17 protein-coding genes are annotated in these 16355 nt (G+C 67.0%); 8 read left to right on the top strand and 9 right to left on the bottom strand.

Going from position 1 to position 16355, the window contains the following annotated elements; genetic code table 11:
- Position 1: 1 nt before the first annotated feature.
- Together cyoE and H4O10_RS15705 are read left to right on the top strand one after the other, a co-directional pair.
- A complete protein-coding gene (gene cyoE, locus H4O10_RS15710) occupies positions 2 to 895 on the top strand; it encodes a heme o synthase (RefSeq protein ID WP_005407798.1) in 894 nt (297 codons plus the stop codon).
- A gap of 146 nt (positions 896 to 1041) precedes the next feature.
- On the top strand, positions 1042 to 1848 hold the full coding sequence (locus H4O10_RS15705) for a hypothetical protein (RefSeq protein WP_033833637.1): 807 nt from the start codon (positions 1042 to 1044) through the stop codon (positions 1846 to 1848).
- 116 nt (positions 1849 to 1964) lie between these two features.
- On the opposite strand, the gene H4O10_RS15700 is transcribed toward H4O10_RS15705, so the two are convergent.
- From H4O10_RS15700 to rpsU, 6 genes are all read right to left on the bottom strand, one after another.
- Positions 1965 to 2936 (bottom strand): bile acid:sodium symporter family protein, encoded by a 972-nt coding sequence (locus tag H4O10_RS15700; protein WP_049453414.1) that lies wholly within the window; start codon positions 2934 to 2936, stop codon positions 1965 to 1967.
- 31 nt (positions 2937 to 2967) lie between these two features.
- Positions 2968 to 3468, bottom strand: coding sequence for a sulfur transferase domain-containing protein (locus H4O10_RS15695; RefSeq protein WP_033833639.1), 501 nt, complete (start codon positions 3466 to 3468; stop codon positions 2968 to 2970).
- A gap of 26 nt (positions 3469 to 3494) precedes the next feature.
- Complete coding sequence (dnaG, locus tag H4O10_RS15690) at positions 3495 to 5234, bottom strand: DNA primase (protein WP_033833640.1); 1740 nt, start codon at positions 5232 to 5234, stop codon at positions 3495 to 3497.
- Between the two features lie 61 nt (positions 5235 to 5295).
- On the bottom strand, positions 5296 to 6216 hold the full coding sequence (locus H4O10_RS15685; protein ID WP_049402636.1) for a YihY/virulence factor BrkB family protein: 921 nt from the start codon (positions 6214 to 6216) through the stop codon (positions 5296 to 5298).
- A gap of 105 nt (positions 6217 to 6321) precedes the next feature.
- Positions 6322 to 6765 carry a GatB/YqeY domain-containing protein gene (locus tag H4O10_RS15680; RefSeq protein ID WP_005412032.1) on the bottom strand — a complete coding sequence of 148 codons (444 nt, stop codon included), beginning with the start codon at positions 6763 to 6765 and terminating at the stop codon, positions 6322 to 6324.
- A 134-nt stretch (positions 6766 to 6899) separates the two neighbouring features.
- Positions 6900 to 7115 (bottom strand): 30S ribosomal protein S21, encoded by a 216-nt coding sequence (gene rpsU, locus H4O10_RS15675; protein WP_002808376.1) that lies wholly within the window; start codon positions 7113 to 7115, stop codon positions 6900 to 6902.
- Between the two features lie 166 nt (positions 7116 to 7281).
- Here rpsU and tsaD point away from each other — a divergent pair, with 166 nt between their 5' ends.
- A complete protein-coding gene (gene tsaD / locus H4O10_RS15670; RefSeq protein ID WP_032966370.1) occupies positions 7282 to 8307 on the top strand; it encodes a tRNA (adenosine(37)-N6)-threonylcarbamoyltransferase complex transferase subunit TsaD in 1026 nt (341 codons plus the stop codon).
- A 33-nt stretch (positions 8308 to 8340) separates the two neighbouring features.
- On the opposite strand, the gene H4O10_RS15665 is transcribed toward tsaD, so the two are convergent.
- Entirely contained in the window at positions 8341 to 8994 is a 654-nt protein-coding gene (locus H4O10_RS15665; protein ID WP_033833642.1) for a hypothetical protein, read from the bottom strand.
- A gap of 354 nt (positions 8995 to 9348) precedes the next feature.
- Between H4O10_RS15665 and folB the strand changes: the two genes are divergently transcribed.
- From folB to H4O10_RS15645, 4 genes are all read left to right on the top strand, one after another.
- Complete coding sequence (gene folB, locus H4O10_RS15660) at positions 9349 to 9702, top strand: dihydroneopterin aldolase (RefSeq protein WP_005407807.1); 354 nt, start codon at positions 9349 to 9351, stop codon at positions 9700 to 9702.
- Positions 9703 to 9793: 91 nt separating this feature from the next.
- The gene (locus tag H4O10_RS15655; RefSeq protein ID WP_033833643.1) at positions 9794 to 11065 is read left to right on the top strand and encodes a mechanosensitive ion channel domain-containing protein; all 1272 of its coding nucleotides are present in this window, start codon (positions 9794 to 9796) and stop codon (positions 11063 to 11065) included.
- A gap of 128 nt (positions 11066 to 11193) precedes the next feature.
- Positions 11194 to 13368 (top strand): glycoside hydrolase family 3 N-terminal domain-containing protein, encoded by a 2175-nt coding sequence (locus H4O10_RS15650; protein WP_049433368.1) that lies wholly within the window; start codon positions 11194 to 11196, stop codon positions 13366 to 13368.
- 130 nt (positions 13369 to 13498) lie between these two features.
- On the top strand, positions 13499 to 14044 hold the full coding sequence (locus H4O10_RS15645; RefSeq protein ID WP_088470127.1) for a hypothetical protein: 546 nt from the start codon (positions 13499 to 13501) through the stop codon (positions 14042 to 14044).
- Positions 14045 to 14108: 64 nt separating this feature from the next.
- Here H4O10_RS15645 and H4O10_RS15640 read toward each other — a convergent pair whose 3' ends face one another.
- Complete coding sequence (locus H4O10_RS15640; RefSeq protein ID WP_049433370.1) at positions 14109 to 15278, bottom strand: PQQ-dependent sugar dehydrogenase; 1170 nt, start codon at positions 15276 to 15278, stop codon at positions 14109 to 14111.
- Positions 15279 to 15446: 168 nt separating this feature from the next.
- On the opposite strand from H4O10_RS15640, the gene yiaA reads away from it, so the two are divergent.
- Complete coding sequence (gene yiaA / locus H4O10_RS15635) at positions 15447 to 15899, top strand: inner membrane protein YiaA (protein WP_033833646.1); 453 nt, start codon at positions 15447 to 15449, stop codon at positions 15897 to 15899.
- An 87-nt stretch (positions 15900 to 15986) separates the two neighbouring features.
- Here yiaA and H4O10_RS15630 read toward each other — a convergent pair whose 3' ends face one another.
- Positions 15987 to 16310, bottom strand: coding sequence for a hypothetical protein (locus tag H4O10_RS15630; protein ID WP_033833647.1), 324 nt, complete (start codon positions 16308 to 16310; stop codon positions 15987 to 15989).
- Positions 16311 to 16355 lie beyond the last annotated feature (45 nt).

Genomic DNA, 16355 nt, shown 5'->3' with positions numbered 1-16355 from the left:
CATGTTTTCCAATTACCGCCAGTACTGGGACCTGACCAAGCCCAAGGTCGTTGCCCTGATCGTCTTCACCGCCCTGGTCGGCATGGTCCTGGCCATTCCGGGCGTGCCGAGCTGGGAGCAGGTGCGCGCCGGTGTGCTCGGTTTCCTCGGCATCTGGCTGGCGGCCTCGGCCGCAGCCGCCATCAACCAGCTGCTGGACGCACACATCGATGCGCAGATGGCGCGCACCTCGTGGCGTCCGCTGGTGGTGGGCAAGGTCAAGCCATGGCAGGTGCTGGTGTTTGCCGGCGTGCTGATCGTGCTGTCGATGACCATCCTGGTGCTGTGGGTGAACCTGATCACCGCCGTGCTGACCTTCGCCTCGCTGATCGGCTACGCGGTGATCTACACCGTGTACCTCAAGCGTGCGACCTCGCAGAACATCGTCATCGGTGGCCTGGCCGGCGCGATGCCGCCGATGCTGGGCTGGGCCGCAGTGACCGGCATGCAGGGTTCGTCGGACTGGGCGTACTCGTCGCTGCTGGTGCTGATCATCTTCATCTGGACCCCGCCGCACTTCTGGGCGCTGGCGATCTTCCGCCGCGAGGACTACGCCAAGGCGGAGATCCCGATGCTGCCGGTGACCCACGGCGTGGTGCATACCCGCAAGCAGATCATGGTGTATTCGGTGGTGCTGGCGCTGGTCTGCCTGCTGCCGTACCTGGTGGGCATGAGCGGTGCGTTCTACCTGGGCGGCGCGATCGTGCTCAACGCGGTGTTCCTCTGGTATGCCTGGCGCATGCTCAACCCGCCGGACGAATTGTTCTCGATGAAGATGTTCTATTACTCCATCGTGTACCTGATGGCGCTGTTCGCCTTCCTGCTGGTGGACCACTGGATCCTGCCCTGGTTGTGAGGGGCTGCCCTTTGTAGAGTCGAGCCACGCTCGACTCAGGCCCGGTCTGATGGCGGGAGCATCCACGCACGGCGTGGATCTACTTGAACCGCGGTTGCTGCGTCGCCATTGCTGTTCCTGACCGCAAAGGAAAGGAAGGCGTAGGGATGCATTCGATCTTCCGTTGGACCACCGCGCTGCTGCTGGCGCTGGGTGTGGCCCTCACCGCGCATGCCGATGACACCGCCGCGCAGATCCGCCAGCATGCCGGTGAGCACCGCCTGCTGGTACTGGGCGAATTCCACGGCACCCGCGAGACCCCGTTGCTGGTACGCCAGCTGGTGGACGACTACAGCCGCAACGGCCCGGTCCTGCTGGCGCTGGAACTGCCACGCGCCGAGAACCCTGTGCTGCGCGACTATCTGGAATCCGATGGCGGGGCCAGGGCGCGCCGGCACCTGCACGGCCGCGCGTTCTGGACCGTGCGCGATGACCAGCATGATGGTCGCCGTAGCCGCGACATGCTGGCGATGATCGAAGGCCTCCGTGTGCTGAAGGCGCAGGGGCGCGTGATCGAAGTGGTTGGCTATGACGTCAATGCCAGCAGTGGCGGCAACCAGACGCGCGATGACTTCATGGCAGCCGAATTGCGACGGCTCTATCGAGGGTTGCCAGACAATGCACGCATGCTGGTGCTGACTGGCAATGTCCACGCCATGCTGCGGCGGCCGGAAGGTATGCCGCCGGAAATGCAGAGGCGGCCGATGGCCTCCCAGCTGCGGGACCTGGATATCTACAGCGTGCGGTTGGGTGCGCTGCGTGGCCAGGCGTGGGCGTGCGCGGACCGTTGCATGGCGCGGCCACTTCCAGAGCAGGTGGCCCCGCGGCTGCGGGGCGATACCCATGCGGAACGGGCGTACGACCTGTGGGTGTGGATGCCGGAGCTGAGCGTCGGCACGCTCGTGGATCCGTAGTGTCAGGCAACCCATCCACGCATGGCGTGGATCTACTGGTGGTTCACGCCATCCGTGGTTTGGAGTAGATCCACGCCATGCGTGGATGGTCTACCCGGAACAACCCGCGTGCCCTGTCAGGGCTTGCGCCGCGCATACCGCTGCGCGATCACGCCGCAGACGATGAGCTGGATCTGGTGGTAGATCATCACTGGCAGCACGATGGCGCCGAGGCTGCCGCCGGCGAACAGCACCTTGGCAATCGGCACGCCGGTGGCCAGGCTCTTCTTCGAGCCGCAGAACACGATGGCGATCTCGTCCTCGCGGTTGAAACGCAGGCGGCGGGCGATGAAGGTGATCAGCGGCATGGCGATGCCGAGCAGCACGGCGGCCACGACCGCCACGGCCAGCAACGAGAGCAGCGGCGTCTTGCTCCACAGTCCTTCGGTCACCGCCTCGCCGAACGCCGAGTACACCACCAGCAGGATCGTGCCCTGGTCGGTGTAACGCAGCAGCGCGCGCTGCTTTTCCACCCAGCCGGCAATCCACGGCCGCAGCAGGTGGCCGGCCACGAACGGCACCAGCAGCTGCAGCATGATGCCGCCGATCGCATGCAGCGGGTCGTGCACGCCGCCGGAGGTGCCCGCCAGCGCGGTCAGCAGCAGCGGGGTCAGGAATACGCCGAGAATGCTCGACAACGAGGCACTGCACACCGCTGCGGGCACGTTGCCATGCGCCATCGAGGTGAACGCGATGGACGACTGCACGGTGGAGGGCAGGGTGCACAGGAACAGCACGCCCAGGTACAGCTCCGGGGTCAGCAGCCAGCCCGATAGCGGCTTGAACATCAGCCCGAGCAGCGGGAACAGGAGGAAGGTGCAGGCCAGGATGGTCAGGTGCAGCCGCCAGTGCAGCATGCCGCCGATGATCGACTCGCGCGGCAGGCGCGCGCCATGCAGGAAGAACAGCGCGGCGATGGCGACGGTGGTGACATCGTCGAGCACGATGGCGGCGGCGCCCTTCATCGGCAGCAGCGAGGCCAGGCCGACGGTGCACAGCAGGGCGAGGGTGAAGTTGTCCGGTCGCAGGCGCGACCACCAGCGGGTCATGGTGGGCAGAGTCCTTGGTGCGGAGGGTTGTTCAGGGCGAAGTGACCGGTGTGGCCAGGCGCTGGCGGGTGGCGGCTTCCAGCGACTTCAGGCCGGCGCGCTGGCCGAGCTGAAGCGCCTGCTCCGGGCTGGCATGTTCGTAGTGGGCATTGACCAGGCCGAGCACGGCACCGGCGCGGTTGCCGGAGGCGCAGTGCAGCAGCACCGGCCCCTGGCTCTGCTGCAGGGCCTGGTGCACCGCGCGCACATTGGCCGTATCCAGGCCCTCGGCGCCGGCCACCGGAATGCGCACATAGCGCAGGCCCAGCGATTCGGCCGCGCGGGTTTCATCGAAGCCCCGGTCCTCGTCGGGCTGGCGCAGGTCGATCACCGTGCGTACGCCCCGTGCGGCCAAGGCCTGCAGCTGTGCGGCACTGGGCTGGCCACCGGCATACAGGCCGGGACGGACTTCGTTGAGAGGCACGTCTTCGGCCAGGGCCGTCAGTGGCAGGCAGAGCGACAACAACAGCAGGCAGGTCAGGCGCAGCAGCATGGTCCTCTCCGTGAAACGTTCTGCTGCTACAGGCGCAGCCCGGCGCGGGCCTTGAGCAGCTCGCGCAGTTCGTATTTGTCAGTATCGTCCAGGCCCTGCTGGCGCTGCTTTGCCAACAACTCCTCCAGACGTTGCACCAGCAGCTGTTTCTCCAGCTGGGCCACTGCGTCGTGCAGTTCCTGGGTCCAGCTGGCTTCGGTGCCGGGCAGCGTCTGTGCGGCCAATGTATGCAGCGAGGCCTGTTCCTCGCGGCCGTCGAAGTGTTCCAGCAGGGCGCCGGTGCTGATGTCCGGGCGCTGTTCGACCAGCCCCAGCAGCTCCAGCAGCAGTTCCACACCCGGCAGGCGAAGGCCCTGGAAGTGATGCTTGCCGCCCAGGGTCAGCGCCAGCGACGGCTGCTGCAGCAGCACGGCGATCGCGCCGCGCACCAGGCTGCGCCTGGCCACTGGCTGGATCGTGCGCGAAGGCTGGCGTTGCGGCATCGGCGTGCGTGCAGCCTGGGCGTTGCCGCCGAGCCCGGTCAGCTGCGCCAGCTGCTGCTTCATCAGGTCGCCGAAGGCACCGTCGGGAATCTGCGCCAGCATCGGCTTTGCGCGTTCGGCCAGGCGCGCCTTGCCGTCCAGCGTGCCCAGGTTGATCTCGCGGGTCAGTTCATCGAAGAAGAACTGCGACAGCGGCGTGGCCTGCTTCAGGCGCTCGTTGAAGGCCTCGGCGCCTTCCTTGCGCACGATGGTGTCGGGGTCCTCGCCATCGGGCAGGAACAGGAAGAAGGCCTGGCGGCCGTCCTTCATGCGCGGCAGCACCGACTCCAGCGCCTTCCAGCCGGCGCGGCGGCCGGCGGCGTCGCCGTCGAAGCAGAAGAACACGTCCGGCGCGTTGCGGAACAGCAGCTCGGCATGGTCCGGCGTGGTTGCGGTACCCAGTGTTGCCACCGCCTGGGTGACACCGAACTGGAACAGCGAGACCACGTCCATGTAGCCCTCGACCACGATCAACCGCTCGATCTTCTGGTTGGCCTGGCGCACCTGCCACAGGCCGTACAGTTCGCGGCCCTTGTGGAACAGCGCGGTTTCGGGCGAGTTGAGGTACTTGGGGCCGTCATCCTTCTCGAACACGCGGCCACCGAAGGCGATCACCCGGCCACGGCGGTCGAAGATCGGGAACATCACCCGGTCGCGGAATTTGTCGTAGACGTGGCCGCGGTCGTTCTTCGAGAACAGGCCGGCGCGGTCGAGCAGTTTCATGCGCCGCTCGTCCTTGCCCAGTGCATCGCGCAGGCCGCTGTACCCATCCGGGGCGTAGCCGATCTGGAAGCGCGCGCGGTTCTCTTCGTCCACGCCACGCCCATCAAGGTAACTGCGTGCCTTGTCGCTGCCTTCCAGGTTCTTCTGGAAGAACCGGGCAGCGGCATCCAGTGCCGAATACAGCTCGCGACTGTCGTCCTGCTGCTGGGGGCTGCGCGGGTTCTCGTTGCGCGGTACTTCCATGCCCGCGCGCTTGGCCAGCTCATCCACCGCGTCGAGGAACTCGAGGCGGTCGTAGTTCATCAGGAAGCTGATCGCGGTGCCGTGCGCGCCGCAGCCGAAGCAGTGATAGAACTGCTTGGTGGGCGAGACCGTGAACGACGCGGAGCGCTCGTCATGGAACGGGCAGCGCGCGGCGTACTCCTTGCCCTGGCGCTTCAACGGCACGCGGCTGCCCACCACCTCGACGATGTCGGTGCGGGCGAGCAGGTCGTCGATGAAAGCGTCGGGGATACGGGCCATGGGCAACAGGGCAGGGCGCGGTGCAGGACCACGCGACGGAACCGGGGGCGGTCGGCCTAGTTTACCCCCTGTCGGGCACCTGGCTGGCGGTTGCCGGATCAATGCCGGCTGCGGCCAGGTGATGACGCGCGCGCAGGCGCTCATCGATCACCGCCGTCATCAGGGCACCAACGAAGAACACGACGGTGGCGTAGTAGATCCAGACCAGCGAGATCACCAGCGCGCCCATCGAGCCGTAGGCACTGCCGGGGGCCACGGTGGCGATGTAGACGCCGATGCCGTACCGCCCCAGTGCGAACAGTGCCGAGGTGATGACGCCGCCGATGAAGGCCTGGCGCCACGCCACGCGACGGTCGGGCAGGTAGTGGTACATGAAGGCGAAGCCGACTGCGTACAGCAGCAGGCTCGTGACGTACCCCAGCGCGGGCAGGATCGAGGGCAGTTGCGCGAAGGCCACCTGCAGCACCGTGGTGGCGGTCATCGACAGGATCAGCAGGAAGCCCAGCGCCAGCACCACGCCGAACGAGAACACGCGCTTGCGCAGCCAGGCCTTGAGGCCTTCCAGGCGCTCGCCGCTGGTGCGGAAGATCAGGTTCAGTGCGTTCTGCAGCTGGGCGAACACGGCGGTGGCGCCGACGAACAGCAGCAGCGTGCTCCACACACCCGCCAGCGAGCCGACATCCGGCTGGTTGTCGGCGTTCTTCAGAACGGTTTCGGCCACGGTGGCCGCGCTGCTGCCGGCCACCGAGCTGATCTGGTCGATCAGTGCCTGCTGGGCCGGCGGGTACAGCGAGGCGGTCAGCCACAGCAGCAGCACCAGCAACGGTGCCATCGACAGCAGGGCGTAGAAGGAGACGGAAGCTGCCTGGGTCAGCACGTCGACGTCGATGAAGCGCTTGGCCACCGCCATCGGGAAGCTGTCCTGCAGGCGCTTGATGTACTTGCGCAGTGACACGGGAACGTTGGGCTCGGGTTCAACCATGTGTGCGGTTGTAGCAGGCGACCGACGAAGGTGCGGTGAAGCGGGTGCATCAATGGGGTCAGAGCCCTTCCGTGTCGCGGAAGGGATCCGACCGCAAGTGCTGGATTACGCCAGCAGCTGCTTGACCAGCTTGGAAACCAGGCCCATGTCGGCCTGGCCGGCGAGCTTGGGCTTCAGTGCGCCCATCAGCTTGCCCATGTCGGCCGGGCCGGAGGCGCCGGTTTCGGCGATGGCGGCCTGGATGGCGGCCACGATCTCGGCTTCGCCCATCTTGGCCGGCAGGTAGGCTTCGATGACCACGATCTCGGCGCGCTCGATCTCGGCCAGGTCTTCGCGGTTGGCGGCTTCGTACTGGCTGACCGAGTCCTTGCGCTGCTTGACCATCTTGTCGAGCACGGCGATCACGGCGGTGTCGTCCAGTTCGATGCGCTCGTCCACTTCGCGCTGCTTGATGGCGGCATTGATCAGGCGGATCACGCCCAGCTTGTGCTTCTCGCCCGCCTTCATGGCGGCCTTCATGTCTTCGGTGAGCTGCTGCTTCATGCTCATGAGGAACCTCGTGGTGGTAGGTGGGGCGGGGGCGGATGCCCGAACCCGGAAACGCAAAAAGCCGGCGACGCTCGCGCGTGCCGGCTTCGGCTCCATCGCGACAGGCAGGCCCGCCGCAATGAAGATGCGTCCGATCAGTACAGGCGCTGACGCTTGGTGACGTCGCGCGACGAGCGGCGCAGCTGACGCTTCACAGCAGCGGCGGCCTTGCGCTTGCGCTCCTGGGTCGGCTTTTCGTAGAACTCGCGCTTGCGGGTTTCGGCCAGCACACCGGCCTTTTCGCAAGTGCGCTTGAAGCGGCGAAGAGCAAACTCGAAGGGCTCGTTCTCGCGGACTTTGACGCTGGGCATGGAATCTCCGGGACACAGTAGAACCGGGTCACGCCCGGCGAGCCGCACATTATAGCGGCGAATAGACAAACTGCAAGCGGCCAACCCTGAATACGGGCCGGAAGTTCGAAAGCAGTGAGATCTGCACATCCCCCGAGGGGGCGGCAGGGGCGTCATAATAGCAGGCATGCGAGTCCTTGGCATCGAATCTTCCTGTGATGAGACCGGCGTGGCGGTGTATGACACCGGCCTGTCCGGCAGCGCGGCCCTGCGCGCCCATGCGGTCTACAGCCAGATCGCCCTGCACGCCGAATACGGGGGTGTGGTGCCAGAGCTGGCCAGCCGCGACCACGTCCGCAAGCTGCTGCCGCTGGTGCGCCAGACCCTGGCCGAAGCCGGTCTGGGGGTAGGTGATATCGATGGCGTGGCCTATACGGCCGGTCCCGGCCTGGTCGGCGCGCTGCTGGTGGGCGCGGGCGTGGCGCGTTCGCTGGCCTGGGCGCTGGAGGTACCGGCCGTGGGCGTACACCATATGGAAGGCCACCTGCTGGCCCCGCTGATGGAAGACGACCCGCCGGAAGCGCCGTTCGTGGCACTGCTGGTGTCCGGTGGCCATACCCAGCTGGTGGCGGTGGATGCGATCGGCCAGTACCGCCTGCTGGGCGAAACCCTGGACGATGCGGCCGGCGAGGCCTTCGACAAGACCGCCAAGCTGATGGGGCTGCCGTACCCTGGTGGCCCGCAGCTGGCCAGGCTGGCCGAGCAGGGCACGCCGGGCGCGTATCGCTTCGCGCGGCCGATGACCGACCGCCCGGGGCTGGATTTCAGCTTCTCCGGCCTGAAGACCCAGGTCCTGATGGCCTGGCGCGACAGCGACCAGAGCGAGCAGACCCGTGCCGACATCGCCCGGGGCTTTGAAGATGCGGTGGTCGAGACCCTGTCGATCAAGTGCGAGCGCGCGCTGGAAGCGGCGGGCACCAACGTGATCGTGGTGGCCGGCGGCGTCGGCGCCAACAAGCGCCTGCGCGCCCGCCTGCAGCAGATGGCCGAGCGCCTCGGCGGCCGCGCCTGCTTCCCGCGGCCGGCACTGTGCACCGACAACGGCGCGATGATCGCCTTCGCCGGCGCGCTGCGCCTGCAGGCTGGCCAGCACAGCCCGCCGAAGGTGGATGTGACCCCGCGCTGGGACATGGCGACCCTGCCGGCGGTGTGAACCGGTAGCGTCGGGCCACGGCCGGCGGACGCATTACCGATGCACTGCCAACGGCGACGCCGCCAGCACGGTTGTCGCCCGCTCATGGCGCTGCAGCCAGCCCAGCGTGTGTGGGCAGCGGGCATGGATCAGCCGCCCGATCGCGGCCAGGTCGGCGCCGATGTCGCGCTCGAGGATGGGCTCGTGATGGGCGATGCGGTTGCGCAGGTGGCGGATGCGGTCGAGGTCAGCGTGGATGTTCGTGCGGACCACGCTGAGAGCATCCTGTGGCGCGTTCGGCAACGCAATCTTCAAGCCCCGCGCCCAGATGGCTCCCTCGAAGCGCCGCGTGAAAAGCTGCTGCCAGAAAGCGAAACGAAGACTGGCGATGATCTCCGGAGTGTCCATCCGAGGATCTGCCTGTCTATGGATATCCTGCAAGGCCGACAACGCGCCATCTGCTGGCATCCGCTGCAGCAGTGCAGGATGCCAGGGCCAGCGCGGCCCGAAGGTATGCGCCAGCGCCGCGGCCACCGCATTGCGGATTACGATTTCACAGATGTGCAGGGGAGATAGCAGCGCGCCGCACATCTGCATGTTCCATACGTAAAGTGAGGCGGCGTCCAAACAGTGCCGGTATGCAATGCGTTTGTACGTCGCCCACCGTGGGCGTGACAGCGCTGCCTGCAGGATTCGTTGCTCTCTCATCAAATACGGGACCACATGGCGGATCACTAGCCTGCGCTGGTTGCCGCAGGCGTGATATCGGGCAATGCCGCCGTGTCAGGCAGCAAAATTCCTGTATCGCCTTGGGCTTCCTCCAGTATGTCGTGATTGACTCTGGACCGTAGAGGAAATGAACGTCACGATCTGCATCGTGTGCTCCGGGACTCGCGGCTGGATTCCAGCTCCCCCCGGGGACGTTGAGAGGTACCAAAGGGCCCCGCTAGCAGGGCCCTTTGTTTTTTCCGGGCCGCCCCACGCCGGTGGCCCGCCGCCCGTTCCGGGCAGGCTCACCGCCGTGCCGGTACCATGGCCGTCTGTATTCGGCTGGTAACCGCAATGGACAAGGTTTTCATCGAGGGGCTGACGATCGACGCCCTGATCGGCATCTACGATTGGGAGCGGCGGATCCGCCAGGACCTGGTGTTCGACCTGGAAATGGGCTTCGACAACCGTCGCCCCGCAGCCACCGATGACATCGCCCACACCCTGAACTACAAGGCGGTGAGCAAGCGCCTGGAACAGTTCGTGCGCGAGTCGGAGTTCGGCCTGGTCGAGACCCTGGCCGAACGTTGCGCGCAGATCGTGCTGGACGAATTCGACGTGAAGTGGCTGCGCCTGAAGCTGAGCAAGCCGGGCGCGGTGCGCGGCGCGCGCGCGGTGGGCGTGATCATCGAACGCACGCGGGACTGACCCGGTCGTGCCGGCCATTGGCCAGCAACCCCGGTAGTGCCGGCCGCTGGCCGGCAACCTTGGCAACAACGAAACAGACAGGAGACAACCGATGGTGGACGCGGTGGTGGCGGTACAGTGGCTGGAACGGCTGCGGAACACACTGGAACCCTATCCTGGCGCCTACCTGGCGTTGATGATCTCGGCGCTGCTGATCGCCGCTGGCCTGGCCAACTGGGTGACCAAGCGCATCCTGCTGCGCGGGCTGCGACGCCTGCTCAGCCGCCTGCCGGGCGCTGATACCGGCCGCGGCAGCCACCTGATGCGGGTGATCTCGCGTCTGTCCAATGTGGTGCCCAGCCAGGTGATCGCCTCGGGCATCCGCATCGTGCCGGACCTGCCGCCGGGGCTGGTGAGCTTCATCATCGGCGCCTGCCAGGCGTGGGCGATCCTGACCGTGGTGCTGGCCATCTCGCATGCGCTGGATGCGGCCAATGATCTCTACGAGCGCCGCCCCGAGGCACGCAACAAGCCGATCAAGGGGTACCTGCAGGTCGCCAAGATCGTCATCTTCGTGATCGCCGGCCTGTCGATCGTTGCCACCCTGGCCGGCGTCGACCTCCGCTATCTGGTCACCGGTCTCGGCGCCGCCACCGCAGTGCTGATGCTGATCTTCCAGGACACCATCCTGTCGCTGGTGGCCAGCGTACAGATCAGTGGCGATGGTCGCGTGCGCATCGGTGACTGGATCGAGATGCCCAGCCAGAACGCTGACGGTGATGTGATCGACATCGCCCTGCACACCATCACCGTGCAGAACTTCGACAAGACCATCACCACCATCCCCACCAAGAAGCTGGTGACCGAGTCGTTCAAGAACTGGCGCGGCATGCAGGAGGCGGGTGGGCGCCGGATCAAGCGCGCGCTGTACCTGGACCAGCACAGCGTCGGTTTCCTGGACGAGGGCGACCTGGCCTTCCTCGGTGAATTCGCGCTGCTGCGCGACTACCTGCAGGCCAAGGAGCAGGAGCTGGGGCAGTGGAACGGGCGCCTGCGCGAGCAGGGCGTGGCCGAGGTCAACAGCCGCCGGGTGACCAACCTGGGTACGTTCCGGGCCTATGTGGAGCGCTACCTGCGCAGCCACCCGGGCATCCATACCGACATGACCCTGCTGGTACGCCAGCTGCAGCCGACCACCGAAGGCCTGCCGCTGGAGCTGTACTGCTTCACCCGCAGCACCGCCTGGGGCGAGTACGAGGCGGTGCAGTCGGACATCTTCGACCACCTGCTGGCGATCCTGCCGGCCTTCGGCCTGCGGGTATTCCAGGCCTCCAGCGACGCCATGTTGATGGCCGGGCAGCGCCAGCTGGCCGGCTCGGAGTAAGCTGCGGTGCCCCCGGCGGGGCAATACGGACCCCGCTGGTGGCTGAAACTGAATGAACAAACCCCTCGCCAAATCGCCCGGGATCGCTAGAATGCCGGGCTTGTAAACGTTTTCATCAAGGACTGCCGGTGGCCTCCGATCGCATCGAATCCCTCATTGCCCAGATGACCGTCGAGGAAAAGGTCGGCCAGCTGGGTGTCTTCGCGGACATGGTCCGCCCGTTCGCCCCGGACGTGAACCCGGAAGCCAACGTGCGCAATGCCGACCAGGTGCTGCAGCAGGTGCGCGAGGGCAAGGTCGGCTCGCTGTTCAATGGTGTGGGCGCCGAACTGGGCCGCCGGATCCAGCAGGTCGCCACCGAAGAGAGCCGCCTGGGCATCCCGGTGATCCTGGCGGCCGACGTCATCCACGGCATGCGCACCGTGTTCCCGATTCCGCTGGGCGAGGCCGCCAGCTTCGAGCCGGCGCTGGCCGAGCGCACCGCGCGCGCCACCGCCATCGAGGCCACCGCTGCCGGCCTGCACTGGACCTATGCCCCGGCCGTGGACATCGCCCGCGACCAGCGCTGGGGCCGTGGCGCCGAAGGTGCCGGTGAGGACGTGGTGCTGGGCTGTGCCTTTGCCGCCGCCCGCGTGCGCGGCTTCCAGGGCAGCGACCTGCGCGCCGCCGATTCGCTGCTGGCCACGCCGAAGCACTTCGCCGCCTATGGCGCGGTGATGGCCGGCATGGAATACAACATGGTGGACATCTCGCCGCAGACCCTGCGCGACGTGCACCTGCCGCCGTTCAAGGCCGCCTTCGACGCCGGCGCGATCACCGTGATGTCCTCGTTCAACGACATCAACGGCGTGCCGGCCAGTGCCAACGCCGAACTGCTGACCGACATCCTGCGCGGTGAATGGAAGTTCCCGGGCGTGGTGATCTCCGACTACACCGCCGATATGGAACTGGTCGCGCACGGCTATGCCGCCGACGACCGCGATGCCACCGCCAAGGCGTTCACCGCCGGCCTGGACCTGAGCATGCAGAGCGGCTTCTACGCCGAGCACCTGCCGGGCCTGGTCGAGAGCGGCGAGGTGCCGATGGCGGTACTGGATGAGGGCGTGCGCCGCATCCTGTGGCTGAAGGAAACCATCGGCCTGTTCGACGACCCGTACCGTTCGCTGGACCCGGCGCGCGAAGCCGATACCTCGTACCTCGCCGCGCATGACGAACTGTCGCGCGATGCCGCGCGCCGTTCGATCGTGCTGCTGAACAACCGCGACAACGTGCTGCCGTTGCAGAAGACCGGGCAGAAGATCGCGCTGATCGGTCCGTTCGTGCAGGACCGCGAGAACATTGAAGGCTGCTGGACCCTGTTCGGCGACAAGCAGCGTTACGTGGACCTGGAAACCGGCGTGCGCGCCGCCATCGGCGATGAAGCGCTGCTGGAGATCGTGCCGGGCTGCGAACTGGAAACTGCCATTCCGGGCGGCACCGAAGCAGCGGTGGCTGCCGCGCTGCGCGCCGACGTGGTGGTGCTGGCGCTGGGCGAACCGCAGCGCTACAGCGGTGAAGCGCAGTCGCGCGTGGAGATCACCCTGCCGCCGGCACAGCAGGCACTGGCCGAGGCGGTGGCGATGACCGGCAAGCCGCTGGTGGTGCTGCTGCGCAACGGCCGCGCGCTGGCACTGCAGGGCGCGGTGCGCAATGCGCAGGCCGTGGCGGTGACCTGGTACCTGGGCACGCAGACCGGCCATGCCGTGGCTGATGTGCTGTTCGGCGACTACAGCCCGTCCGGCCGCCTGCCGGTCAGCTTCCCGCAGGTGTCCGGCCAGCAGCCGTACTTCTACAACCACCCGCGCACCGGCCGCCCGGAACTGCCGACCATGTCGGAGTTCAAGGCTCGCTGGCGCGAGATTCCGAACGAGCCGCTGTACCCGTTCGGCCACGGCATCGGTTACACCACCTTCGCCTACGGCGTGCCGCGGCTGAGTGCGGCGCAGCTCGGCTGGGACGACACCCTGACCATCACCACCACCCTGACCAACAGCGGCGACGTGGCCGGCGAGGAAGTGGTGCAGCTGTACATCCACGACCGCGTGGCCAGCCGCGTGCGTCCGGTGCGTGAACTGAAGGACTTCCGCAAGGTGGCACTGCAGCCAGGCGAGTCGACCGACGTGGTGTTCACCCTCACCCGCGAGCAGCTGGCCTTCACCGGCCGCGACGGCGTGCTGCGTGCCGAGCCGGGCCACTTCGATCTGTGGGTCTGCGCGTCCTCGGCGGCCGGCGAAGCCGTGCAGTTCGAGCTGCTGAAGGCCTGATCGAAGAAAAAGGGGACGGAGGGGATTAAGTCGTTTGTGCCACTAACGACTTAATCCCCTCCGTCCCCTTTTTGTTGTCCTCACCGCGGCGGCGCTACCATCGGGCTCCCTGTTTCGATGGAGTGCGCGCATGCGCCGGATGGCTTGTCTGATTCCCGCCCTGGTGCTGGCCGCCTGCTCGCAGCCGGCGGCACCGCCGGCCGAGCCTGCGGCGGATGCACCGCCGCCGATGGAGGCCAGCGCCCCGGCAACGCCTGCGGCATCTGCCACTGAACCCGCTGCTTCGGCACCGGCCGCGCCCGCAGCGGAAGCGCCCGCCGAAGACGCACGCGCGCGCATCGAAACGCTGCTTGGCGATGCGGTGCAGTTCGAGAAGGTCTTCAATGCGTTCAAGGCCGCCGTGGTTGGCGGCGATCGCGCTGCGGTGGTCGAGGAAGTGCGCTTTCCATTGAACGTCGGTGGCGGAAAGAAGATCACCGGCCCCGGTGAGTTCCAGCGCAACTACGAGAAGATCATCACCCCGGCGGTGGTCAAGGCGGTGTCCGAGCAGGATTTCGGCAAGGTGTTCGTCAACCAGCAGGGCGTGATGATCGGCAGCGGCCAGGTGTGGTTGAACGGGCAGTGCCTGGACCAGGCCTGCACGAAGACCGAGGTGAAGGTCATCACCATCCAATGAACGCAGGCGGCCCCGCGTGCGGGGCCGTTGCAGACAAACGTGCCGGCCAGCGACCGGCACTACCTCAGGTGCTCGGGGTGAGCTTCAGCAGGCGCGCCTTGCTGCCGTCTTCCAGCAGCCACAGGGCGCCATCCGGGCCCTGTTCCACTTCGCGGATGCGCTCGCCCATGTTGAAGCGTTCGGCTTCGCGCGCGCTGTCGCCGTCGAAGGCCACGCGCACCAGCGAGGTGGAGGACAGGCCGCCGATGAAGCCGCTGCCCTTCCACTGCGGGAACAGGTTGCCGCTGTAGATCACGAAGCCGGCCGGCGAGATCACTGGCGTCCAGGTCACCTTCGGCGCGGCGAATTCCGGGCGCGTGTCGTGGTCGGGAATCGGCCGGCCGTCGTAATGGTCACCATTGGAAACGATCGGGTAGCCGTAGTTGGCGCCGCGCACGATCAGGTTCAGTTCGTCACCGCCGGCCGGGCCCATCTCGTGTGCCCACAGCTTGCCGTTGGCATCGAAGGCCATGCCGAGGATGTTGCGGTGGCCCAGTGACCACACCTGCGCGGCCACGCCGCCCTGCGAGGCGAACGGGTTGTCGGCGGGCAGGCTGCCATCATCGTTGAGGCGGATGATCTTGCCGAGGTTGCCGCCCATGTCCTGCGCCGGATCGAACTTCTGGCGCTCGCTGGAGCTGATCCACAGCTTGCCGTCCGGGCCAAAAGCAAGGCGATGGCCGTAGTGACCTTCACCACTCACCTTCGGGCTCTGTCGCCAGATCACCTTCAGGTCCTTCAGCTGGCCGGCACCGTTGGCGTCCAGCGCCAGCGTGGCACGGGCCACGGCGGCGCCGCGGGTGTCCAGCGTGCCTTCCTCGGCATAGCTGAGGTAGATCACGTGGTTGCTCGCGAATTGCGGGTGCAGGATCACGTCACCGAAGCCGCCCTGGCCGCCGTAAGCGACCTTCGGAACGCCGGTGATCTCGTGCTTCTGGCCGCTGGCCAGGTCCAGGTGCTGCAGCTTGCCGCGCTTTTCGGTGACCAGCAGGCTGCCGTCCGGCAGGAAGGTCATCGCCCACGGCTGGTCGAACCGGCTGATTTCGGTTGCGGTGAACGGGCGCTGGTCGGCAGTGGTGGAGGCTGCGGGCGCCGCAGTCTGGGCGCCGTTGGCGGCCGGGTCGGCGGCATTGCAGGCGGAGGTGGCAAGGATCGGCACCAGGCCGAGGGCGAGCAGCAGGGGCGTGCGGGTCATGGGTATCTCCAGGGCGGGGATGCGGATGGCCGGGCTGTCCCTTGTATACCACTGGCGTCGTGAGCGTCGTGGCCCGAAGGTCCTGCGACCCCTGTGCGAGCGCGGCGGGATCGTCTAGGGTGGGCACGCCCGGGCAAAGCGTGCCCGTCTGCCTGCCAAGGATCTGCAATGAACACTGCCATGCCCCACAAGCCCTCCACCGCCTTCATCGCCGCCTCATGGGTGGCCCTGCTGCTGGGTGCGGCGGCCTACCTGATCGGTCTGTTCAACGCCACGATGGCGCTCAACGAAAAGGGCTACTACCTGACCCTGCTGCTGTTCGGCCTGTTCGCGGCGGTGTCGCTGCAGAAGAGCGTGCGTGACCGCGTCGAGGGCATTCCGGTGAGTGGCCTGTACTACGCGCTGTGCTGGTTCGCACTGCTGTCGGCGTTGATGCTGCTGCTGGTTGGCCTGTGGAATGCCACGCTGGCACCGAGCGAGAAGGGCTTCTACGGCATGGCGTATGCACTGTCGCTGTTCGGCGCGGTGGCGGTGCAGAAGAACACCCGCGACCTGATCGCCGCCGGTGGCGGTGAGAGCAAGCGCAGCGCGGCCGTGCCGCCGCTGCCGGAACAGGAGTGAATGTGTAGAGCCGGGCCAATGCTCGGCTGTCCTGCGGCGTTTTTGGAGTCGAGCCGAGCGTAGGCTCGGCCCGACAAAAGCATGGCGTTATCGCTTCAACCGCGGATCCGCCAACTGCGCATCCTCCCAGCCACGGCGCACGGCACCGCGCGCCTGCGCCCATTCCAGCCGGCTGCGGCCACGCTCGCTGGCCCAGCGCGACTCCAGTTCAGCTTCGACCTGTTCGTAGGCGCGGATCATGTCCTGCGCACGCGCGGCGTGGCCGATGCGGTAGGCCGGTTCATAATCCTCGAAGAACAGCTGGTCGTCGTAATACGGCTCGGCCGTGTAGCGCTCACGCCAGTAGTTGCTGACCGCATCACGCGGCGTGCTGTCGTCCGGTACGCGGCCGGGGATCTGGTACTCGGTCATGGAAGGCTCCGTTGTGGACGAAGCCTGATCCTGCCTGTGTGGCGG

The sequence above is a fragment of the Stenotrophomonas sp. I18B00994 genome (assembly GCF_014145825.1).
Taxonomy (GTDB): domain Bacteria; phylum Pseudomonadota; class Gammaproteobacteria; order Xanthomonadales; family Xanthomonadaceae; genus Stenotrophomonas; species Stenotrophomonas maltophilia.
The sequence above is the reverse complement of the archived record's forward strand: the minus strand, read 5'-3'. Positions and strand labels throughout refer to the sequence as shown.

Bases quoted from the DNA above. Each gene is read 5' to 3' on its own strand.
- cyoE (WP_005407798.1), top strand. From the start codon at position 2: ATGTTTTCCAATTACCGCCAGTACTGGGACCTGACCAAGCCCAAGGTC.
- H4O10_RS15705 (WP_033833637.1), top strand. From the start codon at position 1,042: ATGCATTCGATCTTCCGTTGGACCACCGCGCTGCTGCTGGCGCTGGGT.
- H4O10_RS15700 (WP_049453414.1), bottom strand. From the start codon at position 2,936: ATGACCCGCTGGTGGTCGCGCCTGCGACCGGACAACTTCACCCTCGCC.
- H4O10_RS15695 (WP_033833639.1), bottom strand. From the start codon at position 3,468: ATGCTGCTGCGCCTGACCTGCCTGCTGTTGTTGTCGCTCTGCCTGCCA.
- dnaG (WP_033833640.1), bottom strand. From the start codon at position 5,234: ATGGCCCGTATCCCCGACGCTTTCATCGACGACCTGCTCGCCCGCACC.
- H4O10_RS15685 (WP_049402636.1), bottom strand. From the start codon at position 6,216: ATGGTTGAACCCGAGCCCAACGTTCCCGTGTCACTGCGCAAGTACATC.
- H4O10_RS15680 (WP_005412032.1), bottom strand. From the start codon at position 6,765: ATGAGCATGAAGCAGCAGCTCACCGAAGACATGAAGGCCGCCATGAAG.
- rpsU (WP_002808376.1), bottom strand. From the start codon at position 7,115: ATGCCCAGCGTCAAAGTCCGCGAGAACGAGCCCTTCGAGTTTGCTCTT.
- tsaD (WP_032966370.1), top strand. From the start codon at position 7,282: ATGCGAGTCCTTGGCATCGAATCTTCCTGTGATGAGACCGGCGTGGCG.
- H4O10_RS15665 (WP_033833642.1), bottom strand. From the start codon at position 8,994: ATGAGAGAGCAACGAATCCTGCAGGCAGCGCTGTCACGCCCACGGTGG.
- folB (WP_005407807.1), top strand. From the start codon at position 9,349: ATGGACAAGGTTTTCATCGAGGGGCTGACGATCGACGCCCTGATCGGC.
- H4O10_RS15655 (WP_033833643.1), top strand. From the start codon at position 9,794: ATGGTGGACGCGGTGGTGGCGGTACAGTGGCTGGAACGGCTGCGGAAC.
- H4O10_RS15645 (WP_088470127.1), top strand. From the start codon at position 13,499: ATGCGCCGGATGGCTTGTCTGATTCCCGCCCTGGTGCTGGCCGCCTGC.
- H4O10_RS15640 (WP_049433370.1), bottom strand. From the start codon at position 15,278: ATGACCCGCACGCCCCTGCTGCTCGCCCTCGGCCTGGTGCCGATCCTT.
- yiaA (WP_033833646.1), top strand. From the start codon at position 15,447: ATGAACACTGCCATGCCCCACAAGCCCTCCACCGCCTTCATCGCCGCC.
- H4O10_RS15630 (WP_033833647.1), bottom strand. From the start codon at position 16,310: ATGACCGAGTACCAGATCCCCGGCCGCGTACCGGACGACAGCACGCCG.